This window comes from Streptomyces clavifer (assembly GCF_036345975.1).
Lineage (GTDB): Bacteria > Actinomycetota > Actinomycetes > Streptomycetales > Streptomycetaceae > Streptomyces > Streptomyces clavifer.
In genome coordinates, this window is record NZ_CP107793.1 from 5,531,620 (window position 1) to 5,556,181 (window position 24,562).

The following is a 24,562-nucleotide window of genomic DNA, read 5'->3' on the forward strand; positions in this document are numbered from 1 at the left end:
CCCCCTCTCACCTCTCAGTCAGGAAGCAGAGCACATGAGCAAGCTGCGCGTGGCCGTTCTCGGCGCCCACGGACGCATCGGGTCCGAGGCGGTACGAGCCGTCGGGGCCGCCGACGACATGGAGCTGGTGGCCGCCCTCGGCCGCGGCGACACGCTGGAGACCCTCACGGACGCCGGCGCCCAGGCCGTCGTCGAGCTCACCACACCCGCATCGGTGATGGACAACCTCGAATTCTGCGTCCGGCACGGCATCCACGCGGTCGTCGGCACCACCGGATGGACCGACGAGCGGCTCACGCAGCTGAACACCTGGCTCTCCGGCTCCCCGGAGACAGGCGTGCTCATCGCGCCGAACTTCTCGATCGGCGCGGTCCTCACCATGAAGTTCGCGGAGCGGGCCGCCCGCTACTTCGAGTCCGTCGAGGTCATCGAGCTCCACCACCCCAACAAGGCGGACGCCCCCTCCGGGACCGCCACCCGCACCGCCCAGCTCATCGCCGCGGCCCGCGACAAGGCCGGCTGCGCCCCGCAGCCGGACGCCACGGACACGGCACTGGACGGCGCCCGCGGCGCGGACGTCGACGGGGTCCCGGTCCACTCGGTCCGGCTCCGCGGCCTCCTCGCCCACCAGGAGGTCCTGCTGGGCGGGGAGGGCGAGACGCTCACCCTGCGCCACGACTCGCTGCACCACAGCAGTTTCATGCCGGGCATCCTGCTCGGCACCCGCCGCGTGGTGACCACTCCCGGCCTCACCTTCGGCCTGGAACACTTCCTCGACCTGAACTGACTGGGCCCGAACCCATGCGCGCAAAGCTCACGTACGCCGTCACCGCAGCCGTCCTGGTCTTCTACTTCGTCCTGGCCGGCAGCCGCGGCGTCCTGCTCATCCGGCACGGCACCCTCCTCACGGTCACCTTCGGGGTGGCCGTGCTGATCCTGCCGGTGATCGGCGTCTGGTTCCTCTGGAAGAACACCCAGTTCGTCCGCCGGGCCAACGCCCTCGCGGCGGAACTGGACGCCGAGGGCGGCCTGCCCGTCGACGAGCTGCTGCGCACCCCGTCCGGGCGCATCGACCGGGACTCCGCCGACGCCGTGTTCGCACAGCGCCGTGAGGAGACCGAGGACAGCCCGGACGACTGGCGCTGCTGGTTCCGGCTGGCCGTCGCCTACCAGGACGCCAGGGACACGCCACGGGCCCGCAAGGCGATGCAGCGCGCCATCGCCCTGCACGCGAACAAGCCGGTACGCGCCTGAGAGGCGCCGTACCGGCTCGTCCTACGGTGCTGCCGTGCTGTCGGGGCCGTCCTCACGGGCGGCCCCGACCGCGTCATCCGGCGACGCTGTACTCGTCGCTCCAGGCCTCTATCGTGTCGGTGGCACGCTCGAACGCCTCCGCACGGGCCAGGAAGTCCGCGTTGTGATCGGTGACCAGCGGAGGCAGCGTCTCGCCGCTCCGCCGCACCACGACCAGGGCCTGTCCCTGGACGGTGCGCGGGAATCCGAGCCACTTCACCGGCTGCTGGACCGTACGGACCGACGCCGCACCGCCCCACGGCACGGTGGTGGTCCGGAAGAAGCCCACCCGGCGTACGCCGTGTCGGCTGACCCAGGCGCCGACCCGCAGCAGACGCAGCGCGCAGGCGATCACCAGGCCGGCGAGCACGAAGCACGCGGTGGCCGCGGACAGTGATCCGGCCAACGAGATGATCATCGCCGCGAGCAGCACGAACGACGCGAGCAGCAGCTGGGTGGCCGCTGCTGCGACCCGCCACGGTCCGGGACGGTAGGGCCGCCGCCAGACGTCGTGGTCGTCGAACGGCAGCGCGATGTCCTCTGCGCCCGCGTCGAATGCGCGGTCGGCCGTCAGAAAGGGCAGGGGCACGACTGATCCTTACTCACAAGCACGCTCGATTGCTGTGCCCGGTGAGGCTACCGAGCAGCCCTCCGGCCGACCACCCCAGGGGGCCCGTCGGGAGCGGCGGGAGGGGTTCAGCGGTGCTGGGAGGCCTCGGACGTCTGACCGTGCGAGGGCGCCGGATCGGTGTCGAGAGCCGGCAGCCCGAAGAGCAGCGACCCGGCGAAACCGGCGATCAGGGTCAGCCCCACGAGAGAATGACCGACCAGCTGGGAGACGCTGGCACGCGCGCGGGGCGGTGGAGTGACATTACTGCGGAACCGGTCGGCCTCGGCCACGAACGAGAACGGGACGGATTCACGCCGGCGGAACATGAGGAAACTCTCCTTGAACTCTGTAACGGGTGCTGCTAATGAGTCAGACGTACGGGAGACCCGATCGGTGCCCCGAATCGCCGAACCCGCCGAAGATTTCCTACGGACGGATGCGTGCCCCCTACGGCGGTGGCGGGCCTCTCACTACGTTCCGGCCGCCGGCCGCAAGCCGGTGAAAGGTGCGCCGCTCCGCGGCCGTAAAGTGGGCGCCGCCCGAGCGACGCCATTGGAAGGACCCCCGCCGGTGACCGACACCCCCGAGCCCACAAAGGCCCACTTCCGCAGCGATGTCACCGTTGACCTGGTGAAATCCGCCGCCGGTGACTCCGATGTGCTGTTCGCAGCCCGTGTCTCCACGGCCGGTGAGCAGTCCCTGGAAGAGGTCACCAAGGACCCCGAGCGCTCCAAGGGACTCATCAACTACCTGATGCGGGACCGGCACGGAAGCCCGTTCGAGCACAACTCGATGACCTTCTTCATCAGCGCCCCGATCTTCGTGTTCCGCGAGTTCATGCGGCACCGGGTGGGCTGGTCGTACAACGAGGAATCGGGCCGCTACAGGGAGCTGGAGCCGGTCTTCTACGTCCCGGGGGAGTCCCGCAAGCTCATCCAGCAGGGCCGCCCCGGCAAGTACGAGTTCGTCGAGGGAACCCCGGAGCAGCACGCGCTCACCAGCCGTGCCATGGAGGACTCCTACCGCCAGGCCTACGACGCCTACCAGGAGATGCTCGCAGCCGGAGTCGCCCGCGAGGTCGCCCGCGCGGTGCTCCCCGTCGGACTGTTCTCCACGATGTACGCCACCTGCAACGCACGCTCACTGATGCACTTCCTCGGTCTGCGCACCCAGCACGAGCTGGCGAAGGTTCCGTCCTTCCCGCAGCGCGAGATCGAAATGGTCGGGGAACAGATGGAACAGCACTGGCAGCAGCTCATGCCGCTCACTCATGCGGCCTTCAACAAAAACGGACGGGTAGCCCCGTAGGCGGTGTCCGTATTGCGGCGTTTCATGAAATTCATCTAGGCTGATGAAACGGACCCGGTACTGCCTGAACCCCCGAGCAGGCAGTGCCGGGCTCCTCTTCGCCGTCCCCCCGAGGGGACACGGCGCTCCGAGCAACGAGTAGCGTGTTACCCATGGCTCCGATCTCCACTCCGCAGACCCCCTTCGGGCGGGTCCTCACCGCTATGGTCACGCCCTTCACGGCGGACGGCGCACTCGACCTCGACGGTGCCCAGCGTCTCGCCGCCCATCTGGTGGACGCAGGCAACGACGGCCTGGTCATCAACGGCACCACCGGCGAGTCCCCGACCACCAGCGACGCGGAGAAAGACCAGCTCGTAAGGGCTGTACTCGAAGCAGTGGGGGACAGGGCCCACGTCGTCGCCGGCATCGGCACCAACGACACCCGGCACAGCGTCGAGCTCGCCCGCACCGCCGAGCGCGCCGGAGCCCACGGCCTCCTCGCGGTCACGCCGTACTACAACAAGCCGCCGCAGGAGGGCCTGCTCCGGCACTTCGGCGCCATCGCGGACTCCACCGGTCTGCCCGTCATGCTGTACGACATTCCGGGCCGCAGCGGTGTGCCGATCGACACAGAGACGCTCGTACGCCTCGCCGAGCACCCCCGCATCGTCGCCAACAAGGACGCCAAGGGAGACCTGGGCCGCGCCAGCTGGGCCATCGCCGAGTCCGGCCTCGCCTGGTACTCCGGCGACGACATGCTGAACCTCCCGCTGCTCTCGGTCGGAGCGGTCGGCGTGGTCTCGGTCGTGGGCCACGTCGTCACCCCCGACCTGCGTGCGCTCATCGAGGCCCACCTGGGCGGCGACGTGCAGAAGGCCACCGAGATACACCAGAAGCTGCTCCCGGTCTTCACCGGGATGTTCCGCACCCAGGGTGTGATCACCAGTAAGGCCGCACTCACCCTGCAGGGCCTGCCGGCCGGTCCGCTGCGCCTGCCACTGGTGGAACTCACCGCGCAGGAGACGGCCCAGCTCAAGATCGATCTGGCAGCCGGCGGGGTACAGCTGTAACCACGGACTTCACAACTGAATACGCGAGGTCACTCGCACGAGAAACACGACCTGACAACAGCAAGTGCACGAATGACATACGCGCCACGTGCCCTCAGCGGTACGTGGCGCGCGTGGTAAGGAGAGTCTTTTGAGTCATCCGCATCCTGAACTCGGTACGCCGCCGAAGCTGCCGAAGGGCGCCCTGCGGGTAACCCCGCTCGGCGGCCTGGGCGAGATCGGCCGCAACATGACGGTCTTCGAGTACGGCGGCCGTCTGCTCATCGTCGACTGCGGTGTGCTCTTCCCCGAGGAGGAGCAGCCGGGCATCGACCTGATCCTGCCGGACTTCACCACCATCAGGGACCGCCTGGACGACGTCGAGGGCATCGTCCTCACGCACGGCCACGAGGACCACATCGGTGGCGTCCCGTACCTGCTCCGGCTGAAGCCGGACATCCCGCTCATCGGCTCCAAGCTGACCCTCGCGCTCATCGAGGCCAAGCTGCAGGAGCACCGCATCCGCCCCTACACCCTGGAGGTGACCGAGGGGCAGCGCGAGCGCATCGGTGTCTTCGACTGCGAGTTCATCGCGGTCAACCACTCCATCCCGGACGCCCTCGCGGTCGCCATCCGCACGCCTGCTGGCATGGCCGTCGCGACCGGCGACTTCAAGATGGACCAGCTGCCGCTGGACGGCCGCCTCACCGACCTGCACGCGTTCGCCCGGCTGAGCGAGGAGGGCATCGACCTGCTCCTCTCCGACTCGACGAACGCCGAGGTTCCCGGCTTCGTACCGCCGGAGCGGGACATCTCCAACGTGCTGCGCACGGTGTTCGCGAACGCCCAGAAGCGCATCATCGTGGCCAGCTTCGCCAGCCACGTGCACCGCATCCAGCAGATCCTGGACGCCGCCCACGAGTACGGCCGCAGGGTCGCGTTCGTCGGACGCTCCATGGTCCGGAACATGGGCATCGCCCGTGATCTGGGCTATCTGAAGGTGCCCGCCGGCCTGGTCGTCGACGTCAAGACGCTGGACGACCTGCCGGACGACGAGGTCGTGCTGGTCTGCACGGGTTCCCAGGGCGAGCCGATGGCCGCGCTCTCCCGCATGGCCAACCGCGACCACCAGATCCGGATCGTTCCGGGCGACACCGTGATCCTGGCGTCGTCCCTGATCCCCGGTAACGAGAACGCGGTCTACCGCGTGATCAACGGCCTCACCCGCTGGGGCGCCAACGTCGTCCACAAGGGCAACGCCAAGGTCCACGTCTCCGGCCACGCCTCGGCCGGCGAACTGCTGTACTTCTACAACATCTGCAAGCCGAAGAACCTCATGCCGGTGCACGGCGAATGGCGCCACCTCAGGGCCAACGCCGAACTCGGTGCGCTGACCGGTGTGCCGAAGGACCACATCGTCATCGCGGAGGACGGCGTCGTCGTCGACCTCATCGACGGCAAGGCCAAGATCGTCGGCAAGGTCCAGGCCGGCTACGTCTATGTCGACGGCCTCTCGGTCGGCGATGTCACGGAGACCTCCCTCAAGGACCGCCGCATCCTCGGCGACGAGGGGATCATCTCGGTCTTCATCGTGGTGGACAGCTCCTCGGGCAAGATCGTGGGCGGCCCCCACATCCAGGCCCGCGGCTCCGGCATCGACGACGGTGCCTTCACGGCCGTGGTGCCCAAGGTCGAGGAAGCCCTGAACAAGTCGGCGCAGGACGGCGTCATGGAGCCGCACCAGCTCCAGCAGCTGGTCCGTCGCACGGTGGGCAAGTGGGTTTCCGACACCTACCGCCGGCGCCCGATGATCCTTCCGGTCGTCGTCGAGGTCTGACCGGACCTCACCGACCTGGAGCGGGGCGCCTCGATTTGCATCGAGGCGCCCCGCTCCAGTAGGTTTACGGCTCCGCCCGACCGGGAACCACCGCGCGCAGCCATGCGCCGGGGCGCACCGAGTGGGGGCGGGAATTCCGACTCAGAATCTCTGATAAAGTCGGATCCGCCGAAAGGCAAAGGCCGCTCCAACTGGCCGCCGGAATCAAATTCGGACCGGAAACGGAACGGAAAAGAGTCTGGTAAAGTCGGACTCGCCGGAAAGGGAAACGCGAAAGCGAAGAACTGGAAATCGGCACCCGCTTCGACCGGGAATCGGACACGAAAGAGTCTGATAGAGTCGGAAACGCAAGAACGAAGGGAAGCGCCCGGAGGGCCCCGGTGAAACGGGACCGAAGGAAGCGTCCGTTCCTTGAGAACTCAACAGCGTGCCAAAAGTCAACGCCAAATTTGTTGATACCCCGGCCCACTTCGGTGGGTTGGTGGTTCCTTTGAAGTCCTACTGGCCCATGTGGCGGGTAGGCAACATCAGCGAGGACGCTGTGGATGACCAGCCCTATTCCGGTTGGTTGTCCCGCTCTTCTATGGTGCTCTCCCGATTACGGGAAAACATTCATGGAGAGTTTGATCCTGGCTCAGGACGAACGCTGGCGGCGTGCTTAACACATGCAAGTCGAACGATGAAGCCCTTCGGGGTGGATTAGTGGCGAACGGGTGAGTAACACGTGGGCAATCTGCCCTTCACTCTGGGACAAGCCCTGGAAACGGGGTCTAATACCGGATAACACTCTGTCCCTCATGGGGCGGGGTTAAAAGCTCCGGCGGTGAAGGATGAGCCCGCGGCCTATCAGCTTGTTGGTGGGGTAATGGCCTACCAAGGCGACGACGGGTAGCCGGCCTGAGAGGGCGACCGGCCACACTGGGACTGAGACACGGCCCAGACTCCTACGGGAGGCAGCAGTGGGGAATATTGCACAATGGGCGAAAGCCTGATGCAGCGACGCCGCGTGAGGGATGACGGCCTTCGGGTTGTAAACCTCTTTCAGCAGGGAAGAAGCGCAAGTGACGGTACCTGCAGAAGAAGCACCGGCTAACTACGTGCCAGCAGCCGCGGTAATACGTAGGGTGCGAGCGTTGTCCGGAATTATTGGGCGTAAAGAGCTCGTAGGCGGCTTGTCACGTCGGATGTGAAAGCTCGGGGCTTAACCCCGAGTCTGCATTCGATACGGGCTAGCTAGAGTGTGGTAGGGGAGATCGGAATTCCTGGTGTAGCGGTGAAATGCGCAGATATCAGGAGGAACACCGGTGGCGAAGGCGGATCTCTGGGCCATTACTGACGCTGAGGAGCGAAAGCGTGGGGAGCGAACAGGATTAGATACCCTGGTAGTCCACGCCGTAAACGTTGGGAACTAGGTGTTGGCGACATTCCACGTCGTCGGTGCCGCAGCTAACGCATTAAGTTCCCCGCCTGGGGAGTACGGCCGCAAGGCTAAAACTCAAAGGAATTGACGGGGGCCCGCACAAGCAGCGGAGCATGTGGCTTAATTCGACGCAACGCGAAGAACCTTACCAAGGCTTGACATATACCGGAAAGCATCAGAGATGGTGCCCCCCTTGTGGTCGGTATACAGGTGGTGCATGGCTGTCGTCAGCTCGTGTCGTGAGATGTTGGGTTAAGTCCCGCAACGAGCGCAACCCTTGTTCTGTGTTGCCAGCATGCCCTTCGGGGTGATGGGGACTCACAGGAGACTGCCGGGGTCAACTCGGAGGAAGGTGGGGACGACGTCAAGTCATCATGCCCCTTATGTCTTGGGCTGCACACGTGCTACAATGGCCGGTACAATGAGCTGCGATGCCGCGAGGCGGAGCGAATCTCAAAAAGCCGGTCTCAGTTCGGATTGGGGTCTGCAACTCGACCCCATGAAGTCGGAGTTGCTAGTAATCGCAGATCAGCATTGCTGCGGTGAATACGTTCCCGGGCCTTGTACACACCGCCCGTCACGTCACGAAAGTCGGTAACACCCGAAGCCGGTGGCCCAACCCCTTGTGGGAGGGAGCTGTCGAAGGTGGGACTGGCGATTGGGACGAAGTCGTAACAAGGTAGCCGTACCGGAAGGTGCGGCTGGATCACCTCCTTTCTAAGGAGCATCTAGGTTTCCTTCGGGGAATCCAGAGACCATTACGTCGGCAAATGTTCGACGGTGGTTGCTCATGGGTGGAACGTTGACTATTCGGCACAACAGGTTGTTTTCGTGAGTACTGCTTCGGCGTGGAAAGTGAAGAGGATCGGTTGGGTCGGGCACGCTGTTGGGTATCTGAAGGTACGGGCTCGTTGAGTCACGGTCTTCGGTTGCCGGCCCCAGTGAACTCACCTGTAAGGGTGGGGTGATGGGTGGCTGGTCGTTGTTTGAGAACTGCACAGTGGACGCGAGCATCTGTGGCCAAGTTTTTAAGGGCGCACGGTGGATGCCTTGGCACCAGGAACCGATGAAGGACGTGGGAGGCCACGATAGTCCCCGGGGAGCTGTCAACCAAGCTTTGATCCGGGGGTTTCCGAATGGGGAAACCCGGCAGTCGTCATGGGCTGTCACCCGCTGCTGAACACATAGGCAGTGTGGAGGGAACGCGGGGAAGTGAAACATCTCAGTACCCGCAGGAAGAGAAAACAACCGTGATTCCGGGAGTAGTGGCGAGCGAAACCGGATGAGGCCAAACCGTATGTGTGTGATACCCGGCAGGGGTTGCGCATACGGGGTTGTGGGATCTCTTTTTCATAGTCTGCCGACTGTGAGACGAGTCAGAAACCGTTGGTGTAGGCGAAGGACATGCGAAAGGTCCGGCGTAGAGGGTAAGACCCCCGTAGCTGAAACATCAACGGCTCGTTTAAGAGACACCCAAGTAGCACGGGGCCCGAGAAATCCCGTGTGAATCTGGCGGGACCACCCGCTAAGCCTAAATATTCCCTGGTGACCGATAGCGGATAGTACCGTGAGGGAATGGTGAAAAGTACCGCGGGAGCGGAGTGAAATAGTACCTGAAACCGTGTGCCTACAAGCCGTGGGAGCGTCGCTGTTGTTCTTCGGAACAGCAGTCGTGACTGCGTGCCTTTTGAAGAATGAGCCTGCGAGTTAGCGGTGTGTAGCGAGGTTAACCCGTGTGGGGAAGCCGTAGCGAAAGCGAGTCCGAATAGGGCGATTGAGTTGCACGCTCTAGACCCGAAGCGGAGTGATCTAGCCATGGGCAGGTTGAAGCGGAGGTAAGACTTCGTGGAGGACCGAACCCACCAGGGTTGAAAACCTGGGGGATGACCTGTGGTTAGGGGTGAAAGGCCAATCAAACTCCGTGATAGCTGGTTCTCCCCGAAATGCATTTAGGTGCAGCGTCGTGTGTTTCTTGCCGGAGGTAGAGCACTGGATAGGCGATGGGCCCTACCGGGTTACTGACCTTAGCCAAACTCCGAATGCCGGTAAGTGAGAGCACGGCAGTGAGACTGTGGGGGATAAGCTCCATGGTCGAGAGGGAAACAGCCCAGAGCATCGACTAAGGCCCCTAAGCGTACGCTAAGTGGGAAAGGATGTGGAGTCGCAGAGACAACCAGGAGGTTGGCTTAGAAGCAGCCACCCTTGAAAGAGTGCGTAATAGCTCACTGGTCAAGTGATTCCGCGCCGACAATGTAGCGGGGCTCAAGCGTACCGCCGAAGTCGTGTCATTCATACACATAGGGCCAACGCCCGTATGGATGGGTAGGGGAGCGTCGTGTGCCGGGTGAAGCAGCCGCGGAAGCGAGTTGTGGACGGTTCACGAGTGAGAATGCAGGCATGAGTAGCGATACACACGTGAGAAACGTGTGCGCCGATTGACTAAGGGTTCCTGGGTCAAGCTGATCTGCCCAGGGTAAGTCGGGACCTAAGGCGAGGCCGACAGGCGTAGTCGATGGACAACCGGTTGATATTCCGGTACCCGCTTTGAAACGCCCAATACTGAATCAGGCGATGCTAAGTCCGTGAAGCCGGCCCGATCTCTTCGGAGTTGAGGGTAGTGGTGGAGCCGATGAACCAGACTTGTACTAGGTAAGCGATGGGGTGACGCAGGAAGGTAGTCCAGCCCGGGCGGTGGTAGTCCCGGGGTAAGGGTGTAGGCCGTGTGGTAGGTAAATCCGTCACACATTAAGGCTGAGACCTGATGCCGAGCCGATTGTGGTGAAGTGGATGATCCTATGCTGTCGAGAAAAGCCTCTAGCGAGTTTCATGGCGGCCCGTACCCTAAACCGACTCAGGTAGTCAGGTAGAGAATACCGAGGCGTTCGGGTGAACTATGGTTAAGGAACTCGGCAAAATGCCCCCGTAACTTCGGGAGAAGGGGGGCCATCACTGGTGATCCGATTTACTCGGTGAGCTGGGGGTGGCCGCAGAGACCAGCGAGAAGCGACTGTTTACTAAAAACACAGGTCCGTGCGAAGCCGTAAGGCGATGTATACGGACTGACGCCTGCCCGGTGCTGGAACGTTAAGGGGACCGGTTAGTGCACTTTCGGGTGTGCGAAGCTGAGAACTTAAGCGCCAGTAAACGGCGGTGGTAACTATAACCATCCTAAGGTAGCGAAATTCCTTGTCGGGTAAGTTCCGACCTGCACGAATGGCGTAACGACTTCTCGACTGTCTCAACCATAGGCCCGGTGAAATTGCACTACGAGTAAAGATGCTCGTTTCGCGCAGCAGGACGGAAAGACCCCGGGACCTTTACTATAGTTTGATATTGGTGTTCGGTTCGGCTTGTGTAGGATAGGTGGGAGACTTTGAAGCGGCCACGCCAGTGGTTGTGGAGTCGTCGTTGAAATACCACTCTGGTCGTGCTGGATGTCTAACCTGGGTCCGTGATCCGGATCAGGGACAGTGTCTGATGGGTAGTTTAACTGGGGCGGTTGCCTCCTAAAGAGTAACGGAGGCGCCCAAAGGTTCCCTCAGCCTGGTTGGCAATCAGGTGTTGAGTGTAAGTGCACAAGGGAGCTTGACTGTGAGACCGACGGGTCGAGCAGGGACGAAAGTCGGGACTAGTGATCCGGCAGTGGCTTGTGGAAGCGCTGTCGCTCAACGGATAAAAGGTACCCCGGGGATAACAGGCTGATCTTCCCCAAGAGTCCATATCGACGGGATGGTTTGGCACCTCGATGTCGGCTCGTCGCATCCTGGGGCTGGAGTCGGTCCCAAGGGTTGGGCTGTTCGCCCATTAAAGCGGTACGCGAGCTGGGTTTAGAACGTCGTGAGACAGTTCGGTCCCTATCCGCTGTGCGCGTAGGAATATTGAGAAGGGCTGTCCCTAGTACGAGAGGACCGGGACGGACGAACCTCTGGTGTGCCAGTTGTCCTGCCAAGGGCATGGCTGGTTGGCTACGTTCGGAAAGGATAACCGCTGAAAGCATCTAAGCGGGAAGCCTGCTTCGAGATGAGTATTCCCACCACCTTGAGTGGTTAAGGCTCCCAGTAGACGACTGGGTTGATAGGCCAGATGTGGAAGCCCGGTAACGGGTGGAGCTGACTGGTACTAATAGGCCGAGGGCTTGTCCTCAGTTGCTCGCGTCCACTGTGTTAGTTCTGAAATAACGAACGGCCGTGTTTTCATCCGGTGTTGGTTAATTTCATAGTGTTTCGGTGGTCATTGCGTTAGGGAAACGCCCGGTTACATTCCGAACCCGGAAGCTAAGCCTTTCAGCGCCGATGGTACTGCAGGGGGGACCCTGTGGGAGAGTAGGACGCCGCCGAACAATTATTCCGGGAAAGCCCCGTGCCCTTGTGGCACGGGGCTTTTCTGCGTTCCGGGCCGGTTCTGCCGCGCTCGCGGGCCCGATTCAGGTCGGGCGCCTCTGCGGAGTGGGGGACGTGCCGGCGCGGCCGCGGCGGAATCGCCGCACGCCTGGTTTTGAGCACCCCCTGATGCAGGGTATGCTTTAGCTCGTTGCCGCAGGGCAGCAGGCCCCAATAGCTCAGTCGGTAGAGCGTCTCCATGGTAAGGAGAAGGTCTGCGGTTCGATTCCGCATTGGGGCTCCGCAAAAGGAAAGGCCCCCCGCCACTGGCGGGGGGCCTTTCCCGTGTCCGGGGCCGGTCTCTAGAAGTGCTGCGGCTCCGGGACGCGCATCGCCAGGATGGCCATGTCGTCCGATGCGGGCTCCGCGGCGAAGCGCTCGACCGCCCGCAGGATGCGTCCCGCCACCGCGCCGGCCGTCAGGCCCGTACACATGGAGAGGACGTCGGCCAGGCCGTCGTCACCCAGCATGCGGGCACCCTCACGCCGTTCGGTGACTCCGTCCGTGACGCAGAGGAGCACGTCACCCGGGTCGAGGGTGACCTCCTGCTCGTACAGCTCCAGGTCCTCGATGACACCGAGCAGCGGCTGCGGCTCCGCCGCCGCCTCCACCGAGCCGTCCTGCCGCAGGCGCAGCGGGAGGGGATGTCCCGCACAGACGACCTTGAGGAGGGCGCTGCCGTCCTCCTGGGGCCACAGTTCCCCGTAGAGGAGCGTGAGGAAGCGGCTCCGTGCGCCCTCGTCGAGGATGGCGGCGTTGAGGCGCTCCAGCACCGCAGGGCCTCCGAAGCCCTCCCGGGCGAGCAGGCGCAGGGCATGCCGGGCGAGACCCGTGACGGCCGCTGCTTCCGGCCCCGTACCGCAGACGTCGCCGATGGCGAATCCGTAGGCTCCGTCGCGGATGGGGAACACGTCGTAGAAATCGCCGCCGACCTCGTTGCCTTCGCCCGCCGCGCGGTAGATGACCTCGATCTCGACGTTCGGCACATCGGGCAGGCCAGGCGGCAGCAGGCTGCGCTGGAGGGACTGGCTGATGGCCATGCGCTCCGAGTACAGGCGTGCGTTGTCCAGGGCCAGGGCGGCCCGTCGGGACAGGTCCTCGGCCAGTTCCAGGATCTCCTGGCGGAAGTGGTCGTCGGACGGCTTCCCGAGCGTCAGCATGCCGATCACCCGGTTCCTCGCCACCAGCGGCAGCACCACCGTCTCGCCACCCACCGCGGCAGCGGTGGCCAGCGTCGTGCGGGCCGCCACTCCCATGCTCAGGGGCGCGTCCCTGCCGAGCGTGCGCGTGGACACCTGCAGAGCGGCCCGGTGGCCGGCCGCGGCCGGGGCGGGCCAGATACGGGCTCCCGGCGCCGGGACCGGGTCCGGCGGGTCGATGGAGGACAGCAGCGCCTTCAGGCCGTCGATGCGCTCCTCGTCCTCGTGCAGGACGTAGGAGAGGTACGGGTCCGACGACTGGTCGGCGATCGTGTAGACGGCGCACCAGGTCGCCAGCGTCGGCACGGTCATCTGGGCCATCAGCGCCAGTGTCTGGTCCCTGTCCAGAGTGCCGGCCAGCAGGTCGGACGCCTCGACGAGGAACGACAGCGAACCGCGGCGCAGGCGCTCCAGCTCGCCGAGCCTGGCCGACTCGACGGCCAGCGCGATGCGGTCGGCGGCGAACTGGAGACGCAGGGCCTCCTCGTTGGTGTACCGCCCGGCCGCTTCGGCCGCGACACCCAGCGAACCGGTCAGCCGGCCCTCGACCTTGAGCGGGACCGTGACGACGGAGCGCATTCCCGTGTCGCTGAGCAGCGGCACGGCGCCCGGGACCGCTGTCAGGTCCTCGTGGACCGCCGGCATGCGGGCGGAGCCGTAGCGGCCCGTTCCGGCCTCGACGGGCACCCGGGCGAAACGCTGACGGGCCGAAGGCAGACCGGTCGTCGCCCGGACCTCCAGCTCCGTCTCGTCGTCCGTGGCGAGCAGCAGGAAGGCGGAGTCGGCGTCGAGCATGTCGCGCGCCCGTTCGACCGTGCGCTGCAGCAGCCCGTCGAGGTCGTCCGGAGCGGGGGAGCCGATGAACACCTCGAACGGGTCCGTGGTGCGGTGCTCGGCCGAGAAGTCGGAGACGGGGGCGCGTGCGGGGGTCTGCAGCACCGCGCGCTCGTCGTCCCGTACGAGGAGGCAGACCGTGGACGGCTCGCCCTCGGTGTCGCGGACCCTGAGGTGCGAGGCGTACACCGGGATGACCCGGCCGTCCGCGCCGCGGATGCCGTAGCTGCCCTCCCAGCGGGAGAGCAGCAGGGCGTCGGCGACGCCGGTGCTGGTACCGGGGGTGTGCGGCCAGGCGGCGATGTCGGTGAGCTGCTTGCCGGTGACCTGCTCCGCCGCGTACCCGAAGAGGAAGTCCGCGTCGTCGTTCCACGCGGTGATGGAGCCGGAGCGGTCGATCTGGACGACGGCCACCCGCACGCGCTCGTCGGTGACCGGAAGCAGAGCCGTGGGCAGCAGCGGTCCCGCCGAACGGATGCCCACGGGCCGGTCCGGGAGATCGAGCTGGAACCAGACGTGCTTGTGCGCGGGGGAGTACTCCACCCCCCAGCGCGAGGCGAGGGCGGCGCAGAGCAGCAGGCCGCGGCCGCCCTCCCGGTCGGGGCTGCCGAAGTCCGGACCGGAACTCTGGAGCGGGATCTCCCGGTCCGGATAGTGGTCGGCGACCTCGACCCGTACGCCGTCCTCGGTACGCAGACAGAGGACGTCCGCGGCCGTACCCGCGTGCACGACCGCATTGGTCACGAGCTCGCTGGTCAGGACGACGGCGTCGTCGACGACATCGCTGTACCCCCACCCCTGGAGGGTGTCGCGGACGAAGGCGCGGGCTGTCGCCACCGAGCGTCCGACCGGATCGAAGGTGGCAGCCGCGCGCGCGGTGATCACAGCACTCCCCATATGGTGTCTCGTCGCTTCCCCGAGTCCTGTGCCCGTTTCTCGCCGCTTCGATTCGCCTGCCAGGCTAGACGCTCACCGGGTGTCCCGGGTACACGAGGGCGGACTCGTGCACGCGGGCCCCACGGAGGTTGTGCGCGGGCGCACAACTATGGGGTCCCCGGTGAGGGAAATGAGGCAACCAGGGGACCTCGCACCCCGTCCGGTTCCCGCCTGGTACGTTTCAACGATTTGACGTCCGCATAGTCACCCGTCGACGGTGTGCTGTGGCGGTGAGTCAAAGTGGAAGTGGGCAAGCTTCCGATAACGGCCCGAGCGATACGGTCAACCCCTGCGGGAGGGACACGGTGGAGTCTGGCGTGGCGGCGCGGGGTTCAGGAACGCGCACAAAAGGCGGACAGCCCGTGAAGAAACAGCGCAATGGGACCATCGACGTGGACGCGGCAGCTCTGAACAGACTGCTGGCGGCCCTCGTGGCGATGCGCGACGGCAATTTCCGCAGGCGGCTGACCGTCTCGGGCGACGGCGTGCTCACGGAGATCGCTGCGGTCTTCAACGAGGTGGCCGACCGCAATCTGCACCTGACGGGCGAGCTCGCCCGGGTACGCCGCGTGGTCGGACGCGAGGGCAAGCTCACGGAACGCCTGGAGACCGGCGCCTGCGAGGGATCCTGGGCAGCCGCGATCGATGCCTCGAACGAGCTCGTCGACGACCTGGCACGCCCCGTGTCCGAGGTCGGCCGGGTGCTCGCCGCCGTCGCCGACGGTGATCTCGAGCAGCGCATGGAGCTGCGGTCGCACACCGCGGACGAGACGGTACGGCCGTTGCGGGGCGAGTTCCTGAGAGTCGCCCGTACGGTCAACAACCTGGTCGACCAGCTCTCCGCGTTCACCGAGCAGGTGACCCGGGTCGCGGTCGAGGTGGGCACCGAGGGCAAGCTGGGCGGGCAGGCCCAGGTGCGCGGCATGTCCGGGTCGTGGAAGGACCTCACGGACTCCGTGAACACCATGGCGTACCGGCTCACCGCGCAGGTCCGCGACATCGCCCTGGTGACGACGGCGGTCGCCAAGGGGGACCTGTCGCGGAAAGTCACCGTCCATGTGGCCGGCGAGATGCTCCAGCTGAAGAACACCGTCAACACGATGGTCGACCAGCTGTCCTCGTTCTCCTCCGAAGTGACCCGGGTCGCCCGTGAGGTGGGCACCGAGGGCGAGCTCGGCGGACAGGCGACGGTCCCGGGGGTGGCGGGGGTCTGGAAGGACCTCACGGACTCCGTCAACACGATGGCCGGGAACCTGACCTCCCAGGTGCGTGGCATCGCCGAGGTGACGACGGCGGTCGCCAACGGCGACCTGTCCCAGAAGGTCACGGTGAGCGCGCGCGGAGAGGTCGCGCAACTCGCCGAGACGATCAACCAGATGACCGAGACGCTGCGCACCTTCGCGGACGAAGTGACGCGGGTGGCCAGCGAGGTCGGTGGCGAGGGTCTGCTCGGCGGCCAGGCCCAGGTGCCCGGGGCGGCCGGGACGTGGAAGGACCTCACCGACTCGGTGAACACCGTCTTCCGGAACCTGACGACGCAGGTGCGGGACATCGCCCAGGTGACGACGGCGGTGGCCAGCGGTGACATGACGCAGAAGGTCACGGTCGACGTGGCCGGCGAGATGCTGGAGCTGAAGAACACCGTCAACACGATGGTGGACCAGCTCCAGGCATTCGGTTCGGAGGTCACCCGCGTCGCGCGCGAGGTCGGTGTCGAGGGCCGGCTGGGCGGGCAGGCCGAGGTGCCGGGGGCGGCCGGGACGTGGAAGGACCTCACCGACTCGGTGAACACCGCCTTCCGGAACCTGACGGGCCAGGTCCGTGACATCGCCCAGGTGACCACGGCCGTCGCCAACGGCGACCTCTCGCAGAAGGTCACGGTCGACGTGGCCGGCGAGATGCTGGAGCTGAAGAACACCGTCAACACGATGGTGGCGCAGCTGTCGAACTTCGCCGACCAGGTGACGCGGATGGCCCGCGACGTGGGCACGGAGGGCCGCCTCGGCGGCCAGGCGCGTGTCGACGGTGTCTCGGGTACGTGGAAGGAGCTCACCGACTCCGTCAACTTCATGGCGGGGAACCTGACCTCCCAGGTGCGTCAGATCGCCCAGGTGACGACGGCGGTGGCGCGGGGCGACCTGTCGCAGAAGATCGACGTGGACGCCCGGGGCGAGATCCTGGAGCTGAAGAACACCATCAACACGATGGTCGACCAGCTCTCGGCGTTCGCCGACCAGGTGACCCGGGTCGCCCGCGAGGTGGGCACGGACGGGCGGCTCGGCGGCCAGGCCCAGGTCCCCGGCGTGGCCGGCGTGTGGCGTGACCTGACGGACTCGGTGAACGGCATGGCGGGGAACCTCACCGCCCAGGTCCGCAACATCGCGCAGGTCGCCACGGCGGTGGCGCGGGGCGACCTCTCGCAGAAGATCGACGTGGACGCCCGGGGCGAGATCCTGGAGCTGAAGAACACCCTCAACACGATGGTCGACCAGCTGTCGAACTTCGCGGAGCAGGTGACCAGGGTCGCCCGCGAGGTGGGCACGGAGGGCATGCTGGGCGGCCAGGCGGAGGTGCAGGGTGTCTCCGGTACGTGGAAGGACCTCACCCAGTCCGTCAACGGCATGGCCAACAACCTGACGCTCCAGGTGCGCAACATCGCCGAGGTGACCACCGCGGTCGCCAAGGGCGACCTCTCCAAGAAGATCACCGTCGACGCCAAGGGCGAGATCCTCGAACTGGTGACGACGGTCAACACGATGGTCGACCAGCTGCTCAACTTCGCCGACGAGGTGACGAGGGTGGCGCGCGAGGTGGGTACCGAGGGCATCCTCGGCGGCCAGGCCCGGGTGCGCGGTGCGACGGGCATCTGGAAGGACCTCAGCGACAACGTCAACCTGATGGCCAACAACCTGACCAGCCAGGTGCGCAACATCTCCCGGGTCTCGTCCGCGGTCGCCAACGGTGACCTGACGAAGAAGGTCACGGTGGAGGCGCGCGGCGAGGTCGCCGAGCTCGCCGACACCGTCAACACGATGGTGACGACCCTGTCCTCGTTCGCCGACGAGGTCACCCGGGTGGCGCGCGAGGTGGGCACCGAGGGCGAACTGGGCGGCCAGGCACGGGTCCCCGGGGTCTCGGGCACCTGGAAGGACCTCACCGAGTCGGTGAACTCGATGGCGGACAACCTGACCGGTCAGGTGCGTCAGATCGCCACGGTCACCACCGCCATCGCCAAGGGCGATCTCACCAAGAAGATCGACATCGACGCGCGCGGCGAGATCCTGGAACTGAAGAACACCATCAACACGATGGTGGCGCAGCTGTCGAACTTCGCCGACCAGGTGACCCGGGTGGCCCGTGAAGTGGGTACCGAGGGGCAGCTGGGCGGACAGGCCCGGGTGCGGGACGTCGACGGGACCTGGCGCGACCTGACCGAGTCGGTGAACGAGATGGCCGGGAACCTGACCCGTCAGGTGCGGGCCATCGCCGCGGTCGCCACCGCGGTGACCCGGGGCGATCTCAACCTCAAGATCGACGTCGACGCGGCCGGCGAGATCCAGGTGCTGCAGGACAACATCAACACGATGATCGCGAATCTGCGCGACACCACCCTGGCCAACAAGGAACAGGACTGGCTCAAGGGCAATCTCGCCCGGATCTCGGGCCTGATGCAGGGCCGCCGCGACCTGGACGACGTCGCCTCGCTCATCATGAGCGAGCTGACTCCGGTCGTCTCGGCCCAGCACGGTGCGTTCTTCCTGGCCATGACCACGGGCGACACCGACGAGGTGGGGGCCGACGGCGGCAAGGACAGCTCGTACGAGCTGCGCATGCGCGGGAGTTACGGTTACTCGGCCGGCTCGATGCCCACCTCCTTCCGGCCGGGCGAGACGCTCATCGGCACGGCGGCCGAGGAGAAGCGGACCATCCAGGTGGACAACGTGCCGCCGGGTTACCTGAAGATCTCCTCCGGCCTCGGCGAGGCTCCGCCCGCCCATGTGATCGTGCTGCCGGTCCTCTTCGAGGGCAAGGTCCTCGGGGTGATCGAACTGGCCTCGTTCCAGCCGTTCACACACATCCAGCGGGACTTCCTCAACCAGCTCGCCGAAATGATCGCGACGAGCGTCAACACGATCAGCGTCAACACGAAGACGGAGAAACTCCTGGAGCAGTCCCAGGAGCTCACCGAGCAGCTGCGTGACCGGTCCCAGGAGCTCGAGAACCGGCAGAAGGCGCTGCAGGCCTCCAACGCCGAACTGGAGGAGAAGGCCGAGCTGCTGGCGCAGCAGAACCGCGACATCGAGGTGAAGAACACCGAGATCGAGGAGGCCCGGCAGGTCCTGGAGGAGCGCGCCGAGCAGCTGGCGGTGTCGATGCGCTACAAGTCCGAGTTCCTGGCGAACATGTCGCACGAGCTGCGTACCCCGCTCAACTCGCTGCTCATCCTGGCCAAGCTGCTCGCGGACAACGCCGAGGGCAACCTCTCGCCGAAGCAGGTGGAGTTCGCCGAGACGATCCACGGGGCGGGTTCCGACCTGCTCCAGCTGATCAACGACATCCTGGACCTGTCCAAGGTCGAGGCGGGCAAGATGGACGTCAGCCCGACCCGGATCGCCCTGGTCCAGCTGGTCGACTACGTGGAGGCGACGTTCCGGCCGCTCACCGCGGAGAAGGGTCTCGACTTCTCCGTACGGGTGTCCCCGGAGCTGCCCGCGACACTGCACACGGACGAGCAGCGGCTGCTCCAGGTGCTGCGCAACCTGCTGTCCAACGCGGTCAAGTTCACCGACAGCGGGGCGGTGGAGCTGGTGATCCGGCCGGCCGGCGCCGATGTCCCGAACGCCATCAGGGAGCATCTGCTGGAGGCCGGTTCGCTGCGTGACGCGGACGGCGACCTGATCGCCTTCTCGGTCACCGACACCGGGATCGGTATCGCTTCCAGCAAGATGCTGGTGATCTTCGAAGCGTTCAAGCAGGCGGACGGCACGACCAGCCGCAAGTACGGGGGTACGGGGCTCGGCCTGTCCATCAGCCGGGAGATCGCACGGCTGCTGGGCGGTGAGATCCACGCGGCGAGTGAACCGGGACGTGGTTCAACGTTCACGCTGTACCTGCCGCTGCACCCGAGCGAGCTGCCGCCGCAGGGTTACCCGCAGATGGGACCCGGTCCGATCGAGATCCACGCCGGTTCCGGCGAAGCCCTGCAACTGGAGGCCTCGCAGCGGACCGGGGCCGAGCCGCCCCTGGGTGACCCGGCCAACTCCGCCGGTGTCTTCCGACGGCGCCGCAAGGCCCTGGGCGGGGCGTCCCAGCGGCCCGCCCTGGCCAACGGCAGGGCGGGCGAGGGGAGCGCGGCGTCCCAGGAGTGGGTGCAGGGTCCGCAGCAGGATCAGGAGCCGCGGAGGGCGTTCCGCTTCCGCGGGGAGAAGGTGCTGATCGTCGACGACGACATCCGCAACGTCTTCGCCCTGACCAGTGTGCTGGAACAGCACGGCCTGTCGGTGCTGTACGCGGAGAACGGACGCGAGGGCATCGAAGTCCTGGAGCAGCACGACGATGTGACGATCGTGCTGATGGACATCATGATGCCCGAGATGGACGGTTACGCCACGACGACGGCGATCCGGAGGATGCCCCAGTTCGCGGGACTTCCGATCGTCGCACTGACCGCGAAGGCGATGAAGGGCGACCGTGAGAAGGCGATCGACTGCGGTGCCTCCGACTACGTCACCAAGCCGGTCGACTCCGATCACCTGCTGTCGGTGATGGAGAAGTGGATGCGCGGAGAGTGACCGGGCGGGGCCCGGCCCGCCGGGAACCGTCGACCGACCGTGCCCGAAAGGGTGTGAGTGACCGGAATCCGGGGAACCTTCTGGTCTCGCGCCGCGTTTTTGCTACGTGCACAGTGACATCGCGGTGACAGGGTGTGGCGACGGGCGGGGTGCGGCTACCATGACCGGCACAAGGGCGGACGGCGTAAGGGAGTCGTCCCCTGGGGCGGCACCCGGTGCGATTCCGGGGCGAGGAGGGCGGGCCATGGTGCAGAAGGCCAAGATCCTCCTGGTCGATGACCGGCCGGAGAATCTGCTGGCGCTGGAGGCGATCCTCTCGGCGCTCGATCAGACACTGGTGCGGGCATCGTCAGGGGAGGAAGCGCTCAAAGCGCTGCTCACGGACGACTTCGCGGTCATCCTGCTGGATGTGCAGATGCCCGGTATGGATGGGTTCGAGACGGCTGCGCACATCAAGCGGCGGGAGCGGACCCGGGACATCCCGATCATCTTCCTCACCGCGATCAACCACGGTCCGCACCACACCTTCCGCGGTTACGCGGCGGGCGCGGTGGACTACATCTCGAAGCCCTTCGACCCCTGGGTGCTGCGCGCAAAGGTCTCGGTGTTCGTCGAGCTGTACATGAAGAACTGCCAGCTGCGCGAACAGGCGGCCCTGCTGCGGCTGCAGCTCGAAGGCGGCGTGCACCCCGGTGCGGACGAGAGGGAGCCGGCGGGTCTGCTCGCGGAGCTCTCGGCGCGGCTCGCCGCCGTCGAGGAGCAGGCGGAGGCGCTCTCCAAGCAGTTGGACGACGAGTCGGCGGACGCCGCGGCCGTGGCGACCGCCGCGCACCTCGAGCGCAAGCTCACCGGACTGCGCCGTGCGCTCGACGCGCTGGAGCCCGGTACCGGCGGTTCGGCGACGGCCCTGCCTTCGCGGAACTGACCTCCGGCGGTTGAGGGCGCGTCAGTTCGGCGCCCTCACAGGGCGACACGGACGGGTGAAGGCGTAGGCACACGTGTCCACCGCCGTCGGCACCGGTAACCTCAGTCACATGGCCTCACGTACGTCCGGCAAGGGTTCCCAGGGCACGGCGGGCACCGCGAAGCGCGTCGGCAGTACCCGGGGACCGGTGAAGAAAGCCGCGCCCGCCAAGAAGACCGCGGCGAAGAAGACCGTGCCCGCGAAGAAGGCACCCGCCAGGAAGGCGGCGCCCAGGAAGGTCGCACCCAAACCGGCACCGTCCCCCACCGGGGGGGTCTACCGCCTCGTCCGTGCCCTCTGGCTGGGGACGGCCCACGGCGTCGGTGCGGTGTTCCGCTCCATAGGGCGCGGCGCGAAGGGCCTGGACCCCGCGCACCGCAAGGACGGCCTCGCGCTGCTGCTCCTCGGCCTCGGGCTGATCGTCGCGGCGGGCACGTGGTCGCGTCTTCAGGGCCCCGTCGGCGACCTCGTCGAGATGCTCGTCACCGGGGCCTTCGGCCGGCTCGACCTGCTCGTGCCGATACTGCTCGTCGCCGTCGGCGTCCGGCTGATCCTCTATCCGGAGAAGCCGGAGGCCAACGGCCGCATCGTCATCGGCCTGTCCGCGCTCGTCGTCGGAGTGCTGGGCCAGATCCACATCGCCTGCGGATCGCCGGGCCGCGAGGACGGTACCGCCGCCATGCAGGACGCGGGCGGGCTGATCGGCTGGGCCGCCTCCAAGCCCCTCGTCTTCACGATGGGCGAGGTGCTCGCCGTTCCGCTGCTCCTGCTGCTGACCGTCTTCGGGCTCCTGGTCGTCACGGCCACGCCGGTCAACGCCATCCCGCAGCGGCTGCGGCAGCTCGGCGTGCGGCTCGGCATCGTGGCCCCGGCGCAGGAGCCCGAGGAGGACGGCGACGACGAGCGTTACGACGAGCAGTGGCGCGACGCGCTGCCCGAGGGCTCCCGACGGTCTCCGGCCCGTGGGCCGGGGACGGACGACGTGTACGACGCGGACCCGGTCGAGGGGGAGGCGCCGGCAAGACGGCGCCGGCCGCGCAGGACCTCGGCCCAGCCCGCGATGAACCGCACCCTGGACGCCGTGGACGTGGCGGCAGCCGCCGCGGCCGCGCTCGACGGAGCGGTGATGAACGGCATGCCGCCGTCGCCGGTCGTCGCCGACCTGACGCAGGGGGTCTCCGCCGACCGTGAGCGGAGCGGCACACCGGTGCCCGGAGCCCGAGCGGCCGAGAAGGTCCCCCCGGGAGGCCGGGACGCCGGAGAGACCGCGGGCTCGCGGTCCGGCGGCGTACCCGACCTGACCAAGCCGGTCCCCGAGCGTTCCCAGCCGCTGCCAGCCCGAGCCGAGCAGCTCCAGCTCTCCGGCGACATCACCTACTCCCTGCCGTCGCTCGACCTGCTGGAGCGCGGGGGCCCCGGCAAGACGCGCAGCGCGGCCAACGACGCGGTCGTCGCGTCACTGACGACCGTCTTCACGGAGTTCAAGGTCGACGCGTCCGTCACCGGCTTCACCCGCGGACCGACGGTCACGCGGTACGAGGTGGAGCTCGGCCCGGCCGTCAAGGTCGAGCGGATCACCGCCCTCACCAAGAACATCGCGTACGCCGTCGCCAGCCCGGACGTCCGGATCATCTCCCCGATCCCGGGCAAGTCCGCGGTCGGAATCGAAATCCCCAACTCCGACCGGGAGATGGTCAACCTCGGCGACGTCCTGCGCCTCGCGGACGCGGCCGAGGACGACCACCCCATGCTGGTGGCGCTCGGCAAGAACGTCGAGGGCGGCTACGAGATGGCCAACCTCGCGAAGATGCCGCACGTCCTGGTGGCGGGGGCGACCGGCTCCGGCAAGTCCTCCTGCATCAACTGCCTGATCACCTCGGTCATGGTGCGGGCCACCCCGGAGGACGTCCGGATGGTGCTCGTCGACCCCAAGCGCGTCGAGCTCACCGCGTACGAAGGCATCCCGCACCTGATCACGCCGATCATCACCAACCCGAAGAAGGCCGCCGAGGCCCTCCAGTGGGTCGTACGCGAGATGGACCTGCGCTACGACGACCTCGCGGCGTACGGGTACCGGCACATCGACGACTTCAACCACGCCGTGCGCAGCGGCAAGGCCAAGGCCCCCGAAGGCAGCGAGCGGGAGCTCAGCCCCTACCCGTACCTGCTGGTCATCGTCGACGAGCTCGCGGACCTGATGATGGTCGCACCGCGTGACGTCGAGGACTCGATCGTCCGCATCACCCAGCTGGCGCGTGCTGCGGGCATCCATCTGGTGCTGGCCACGCAGCGTCCCTCGGTCGACGTGGTGACCGGTCTGATCAAGGCGAATGTCCCGTCCCGGCTGGCGTTCGCCACGTCCTCGCTCGCCGACAGCCGCGTCATCCTCGATCAGCCCGGTGCCGAGAAGCTCATCGGTAAGGGGGACGGGCTGTTCCTGCCGATGGGGGCGAACAAGCCGACCCGCATGCAGGGGGCCTTCGTCACCGAGGACGAGGTCGCGGCGATCGTGCAGCACTGCAAGGATCAGATGGCGCCGGTCTTCCGCGAGGACGTGGTGGTCGGTACCAAGCAGAAGAAGGAGATCGACGAGGACATCGGTGACGACCTCGATCTGCTCTGCCAGGCGGCCGAGCTCGTCGTCTCCACGCAGTTCGGCTCGACGTCCATGCTCCAGCGCAAGCTCCGGGTCGGCTTCGCGAAGGCCGGCCGGCTCATGGACCTGATGGAGTCGCGCAACATCGTCGGCCCCAGCGAGGGTTCCAAGGCGCGCGATGTCATGGTGAAACCGGACGAACTCGACGGGGTGTTGGCAGTGATCCGTGGGGAAACCGCTCCGTAGGAGTTTCGCGCGCAACCGTTTCGCCCGGTCGTACGTCAAGGTGGAGGAAGGAGTACGGGATGATCAGTTCCGGACTCCGTCCCCCGCCCTGCCCGAGGGGCTGCCCGGCGAACCCGA

The 24,562-nt window shown here is 66.4% G+C and carries 11 protein-coding genes, 1 tRNA gene and 3 rRNA genes; 12 read left to right on the plus strand and 3 right to left on the minus strand.

Features of this window, described 5'->3' with window-relative positions; all coding sequences use genetic code 11:
• Positions 1–34 precede the first annotated feature (34 nt).
• Positions 35–787 carry a 4-hydroxy-tetrahydrodipicolinate reductase gene (gene dapB, locus OG927_RS24350; protein ID WP_330320771.1) on the plus strand — a complete coding sequence of 251 codons (753 nt, stop codon included), beginning with the start codon at positions 35–37 and terminating at the stop codon, positions 785–787.
• Positions 788–801: 14 nt separating this feature from the next.
• Positions 802–1,254 carry a tetratricopeptide repeat protein gene (locus OG927_RS24355; protein WP_056792859.1) on the plus strand — a complete coding sequence of 151 codons (453 nt, stop codon included), beginning with the start codon at positions 802–804 and terminating at the stop codon, positions 1,252–1,254.
• A gap of 73 nt (positions 1,255–1,327) precedes the next feature.
• Here the strand turns inward: OG927_RS24355 and OG927_RS24360 are convergent, their stop codons facing one another.
• Positions 1,328–1,882, minus strand: a complete 555-nt coding sequence (locus OG927_RS24360) for a hypothetical protein (protein WP_056792860.1) — start codon at positions 1,880–1,882, stop codon at positions 1,328–1,330.
• A gap of 107 nt (positions 1,883–1,989) precedes the next feature.
• Positions 1,990–2,229, minus strand: coding sequence for a hypothetical protein (locus OG927_RS24365; protein ID WP_056792861.1), 240 nt, complete (start codon positions 2,227–2,229; stop codon positions 1,990–1,992).
• Between the two features lie 244 nt (positions 2,230–2,473).
• Between OG927_RS24365 and thyX the strand changes: the two genes are divergently transcribed.
• The 7 genes from thyX (at position 2,474) to OG927_RS24400 (ending at position 12,119) form a co-directional block, all read left to right on the plus strand.
• Positions 2,474–3,211 (plus strand): FAD-dependent thymidylate synthase, encoded by a 738-nt coding sequence (thyX, locus tag OG927_RS24370; RefSeq protein WP_056792862.1) that lies wholly within the window; start codon positions 2,474–2,476, stop codon positions 3,209–3,211.
• A gap of 152 nt (positions 3,212–3,363) precedes the next feature.
• Complete coding sequence (gene dapA / locus OG927_RS24375) at positions 3,364–4,263, plus strand: 4-hydroxy-tetrahydrodipicolinate synthase (RefSeq protein ID WP_056792863.1); 900 nt, start codon at positions 3,364–3,366, stop codon at positions 4,261–4,263.
• A 130-nt stretch (positions 4,264–4,393) separates the two neighbouring features.
• Positions 4,394–6,079 (plus strand): ribonuclease J, encoded by a 1,686-nt coding sequence (locus OG927_RS24380; RefSeq protein ID WP_056792864.1) that lies wholly within the window; start codon positions 4,394–4,396, stop codon positions 6,077–6,079.
• Positions 6,080–6,690: 611 nt separating this feature from the next.
• Positions 6,691–8,216, plus strand: a 16S ribosomal RNA gene (locus OG927_RS24385).
• Positions 8,217–8,517: 301 nt separating this feature from the next.
• Positions 8,518–11,642 (plus strand): 23S ribosomal RNA (locus OG927_RS24390).
• A gap of 79 nt (positions 11,643–11,721) precedes the next feature.
• A 5S ribosomal RNA gene (rrf, locus tag OG927_RS24395) occupies positions 11,722–11,838 on the plus strand.
• Together the 16S, 23S and 5S rRNA genes with 1 tRNA gene alongside form the textbook arrangement of a ribosomal RNA operon.
• Before the next feature lie 208 nt (positions 11,839–12,046).
• A tRNA-Thr gene (locus tag OG927_RS24400) sits at positions 12,047–12,119 on the plus strand.
• A gap of 61 nt (positions 12,120–12,180) precedes the next feature.
• Here OG927_RS24400 and OG927_RS24405 read toward each other — a convergent pair.
• Positions 12,181–14,808 (minus strand): SpoIIE family protein phosphatase, encoded by a 2,628-nt coding sequence (locus tag OG927_RS24405; protein WP_079100719.1) that lies wholly within the window; start codon positions 14,806–14,808, stop codon positions 12,181–12,183.
• A gap of 401 nt (positions 14,809–15,209) precedes the next feature.
• Here OG927_RS24405 and OG927_RS24410 point away from each other — a divergent pair, with 401 nt between their 5' ends.
• From OG927_RS24410 to OG927_RS24420, 3 genes are all read left to right on the plus strand, one after another.
• The gene (locus OG927_RS24410) at positions 15,210–20,639 is read left to right on the plus strand and encodes a HAMP domain-containing protein (protein WP_056790942.1); all 5,430 of its coding nucleotides are present in this window, start codon (positions 15,210–15,212) and stop codon (positions 20,637–20,639) included.
• A gap of 244 nt (positions 20,640–20,883) precedes the next feature.
• Positions 20,884–21,564 (plus strand): response regulator, encoded by a 681-nt coding sequence (locus tag OG927_RS24415; RefSeq protein ID WP_056790939.1) that lies wholly within the window; start codon positions 20,884–20,886, stop codon positions 21,562–21,564.
• A gap of 109 nt (positions 21,565–21,673) precedes the next feature.
• The gene (locus OG927_RS24420) at positions 21,674–24,445 is read left to right on the plus strand and encodes a DNA translocase FtsK (RefSeq protein WP_124281033.1); all 2,772 of its coding nucleotides are present in this window, start codon (positions 21,674–21,676) and stop codon (positions 24,443–24,445) included.
• Positions 24,446–24,562 lie beyond the last annotated feature (117 nt).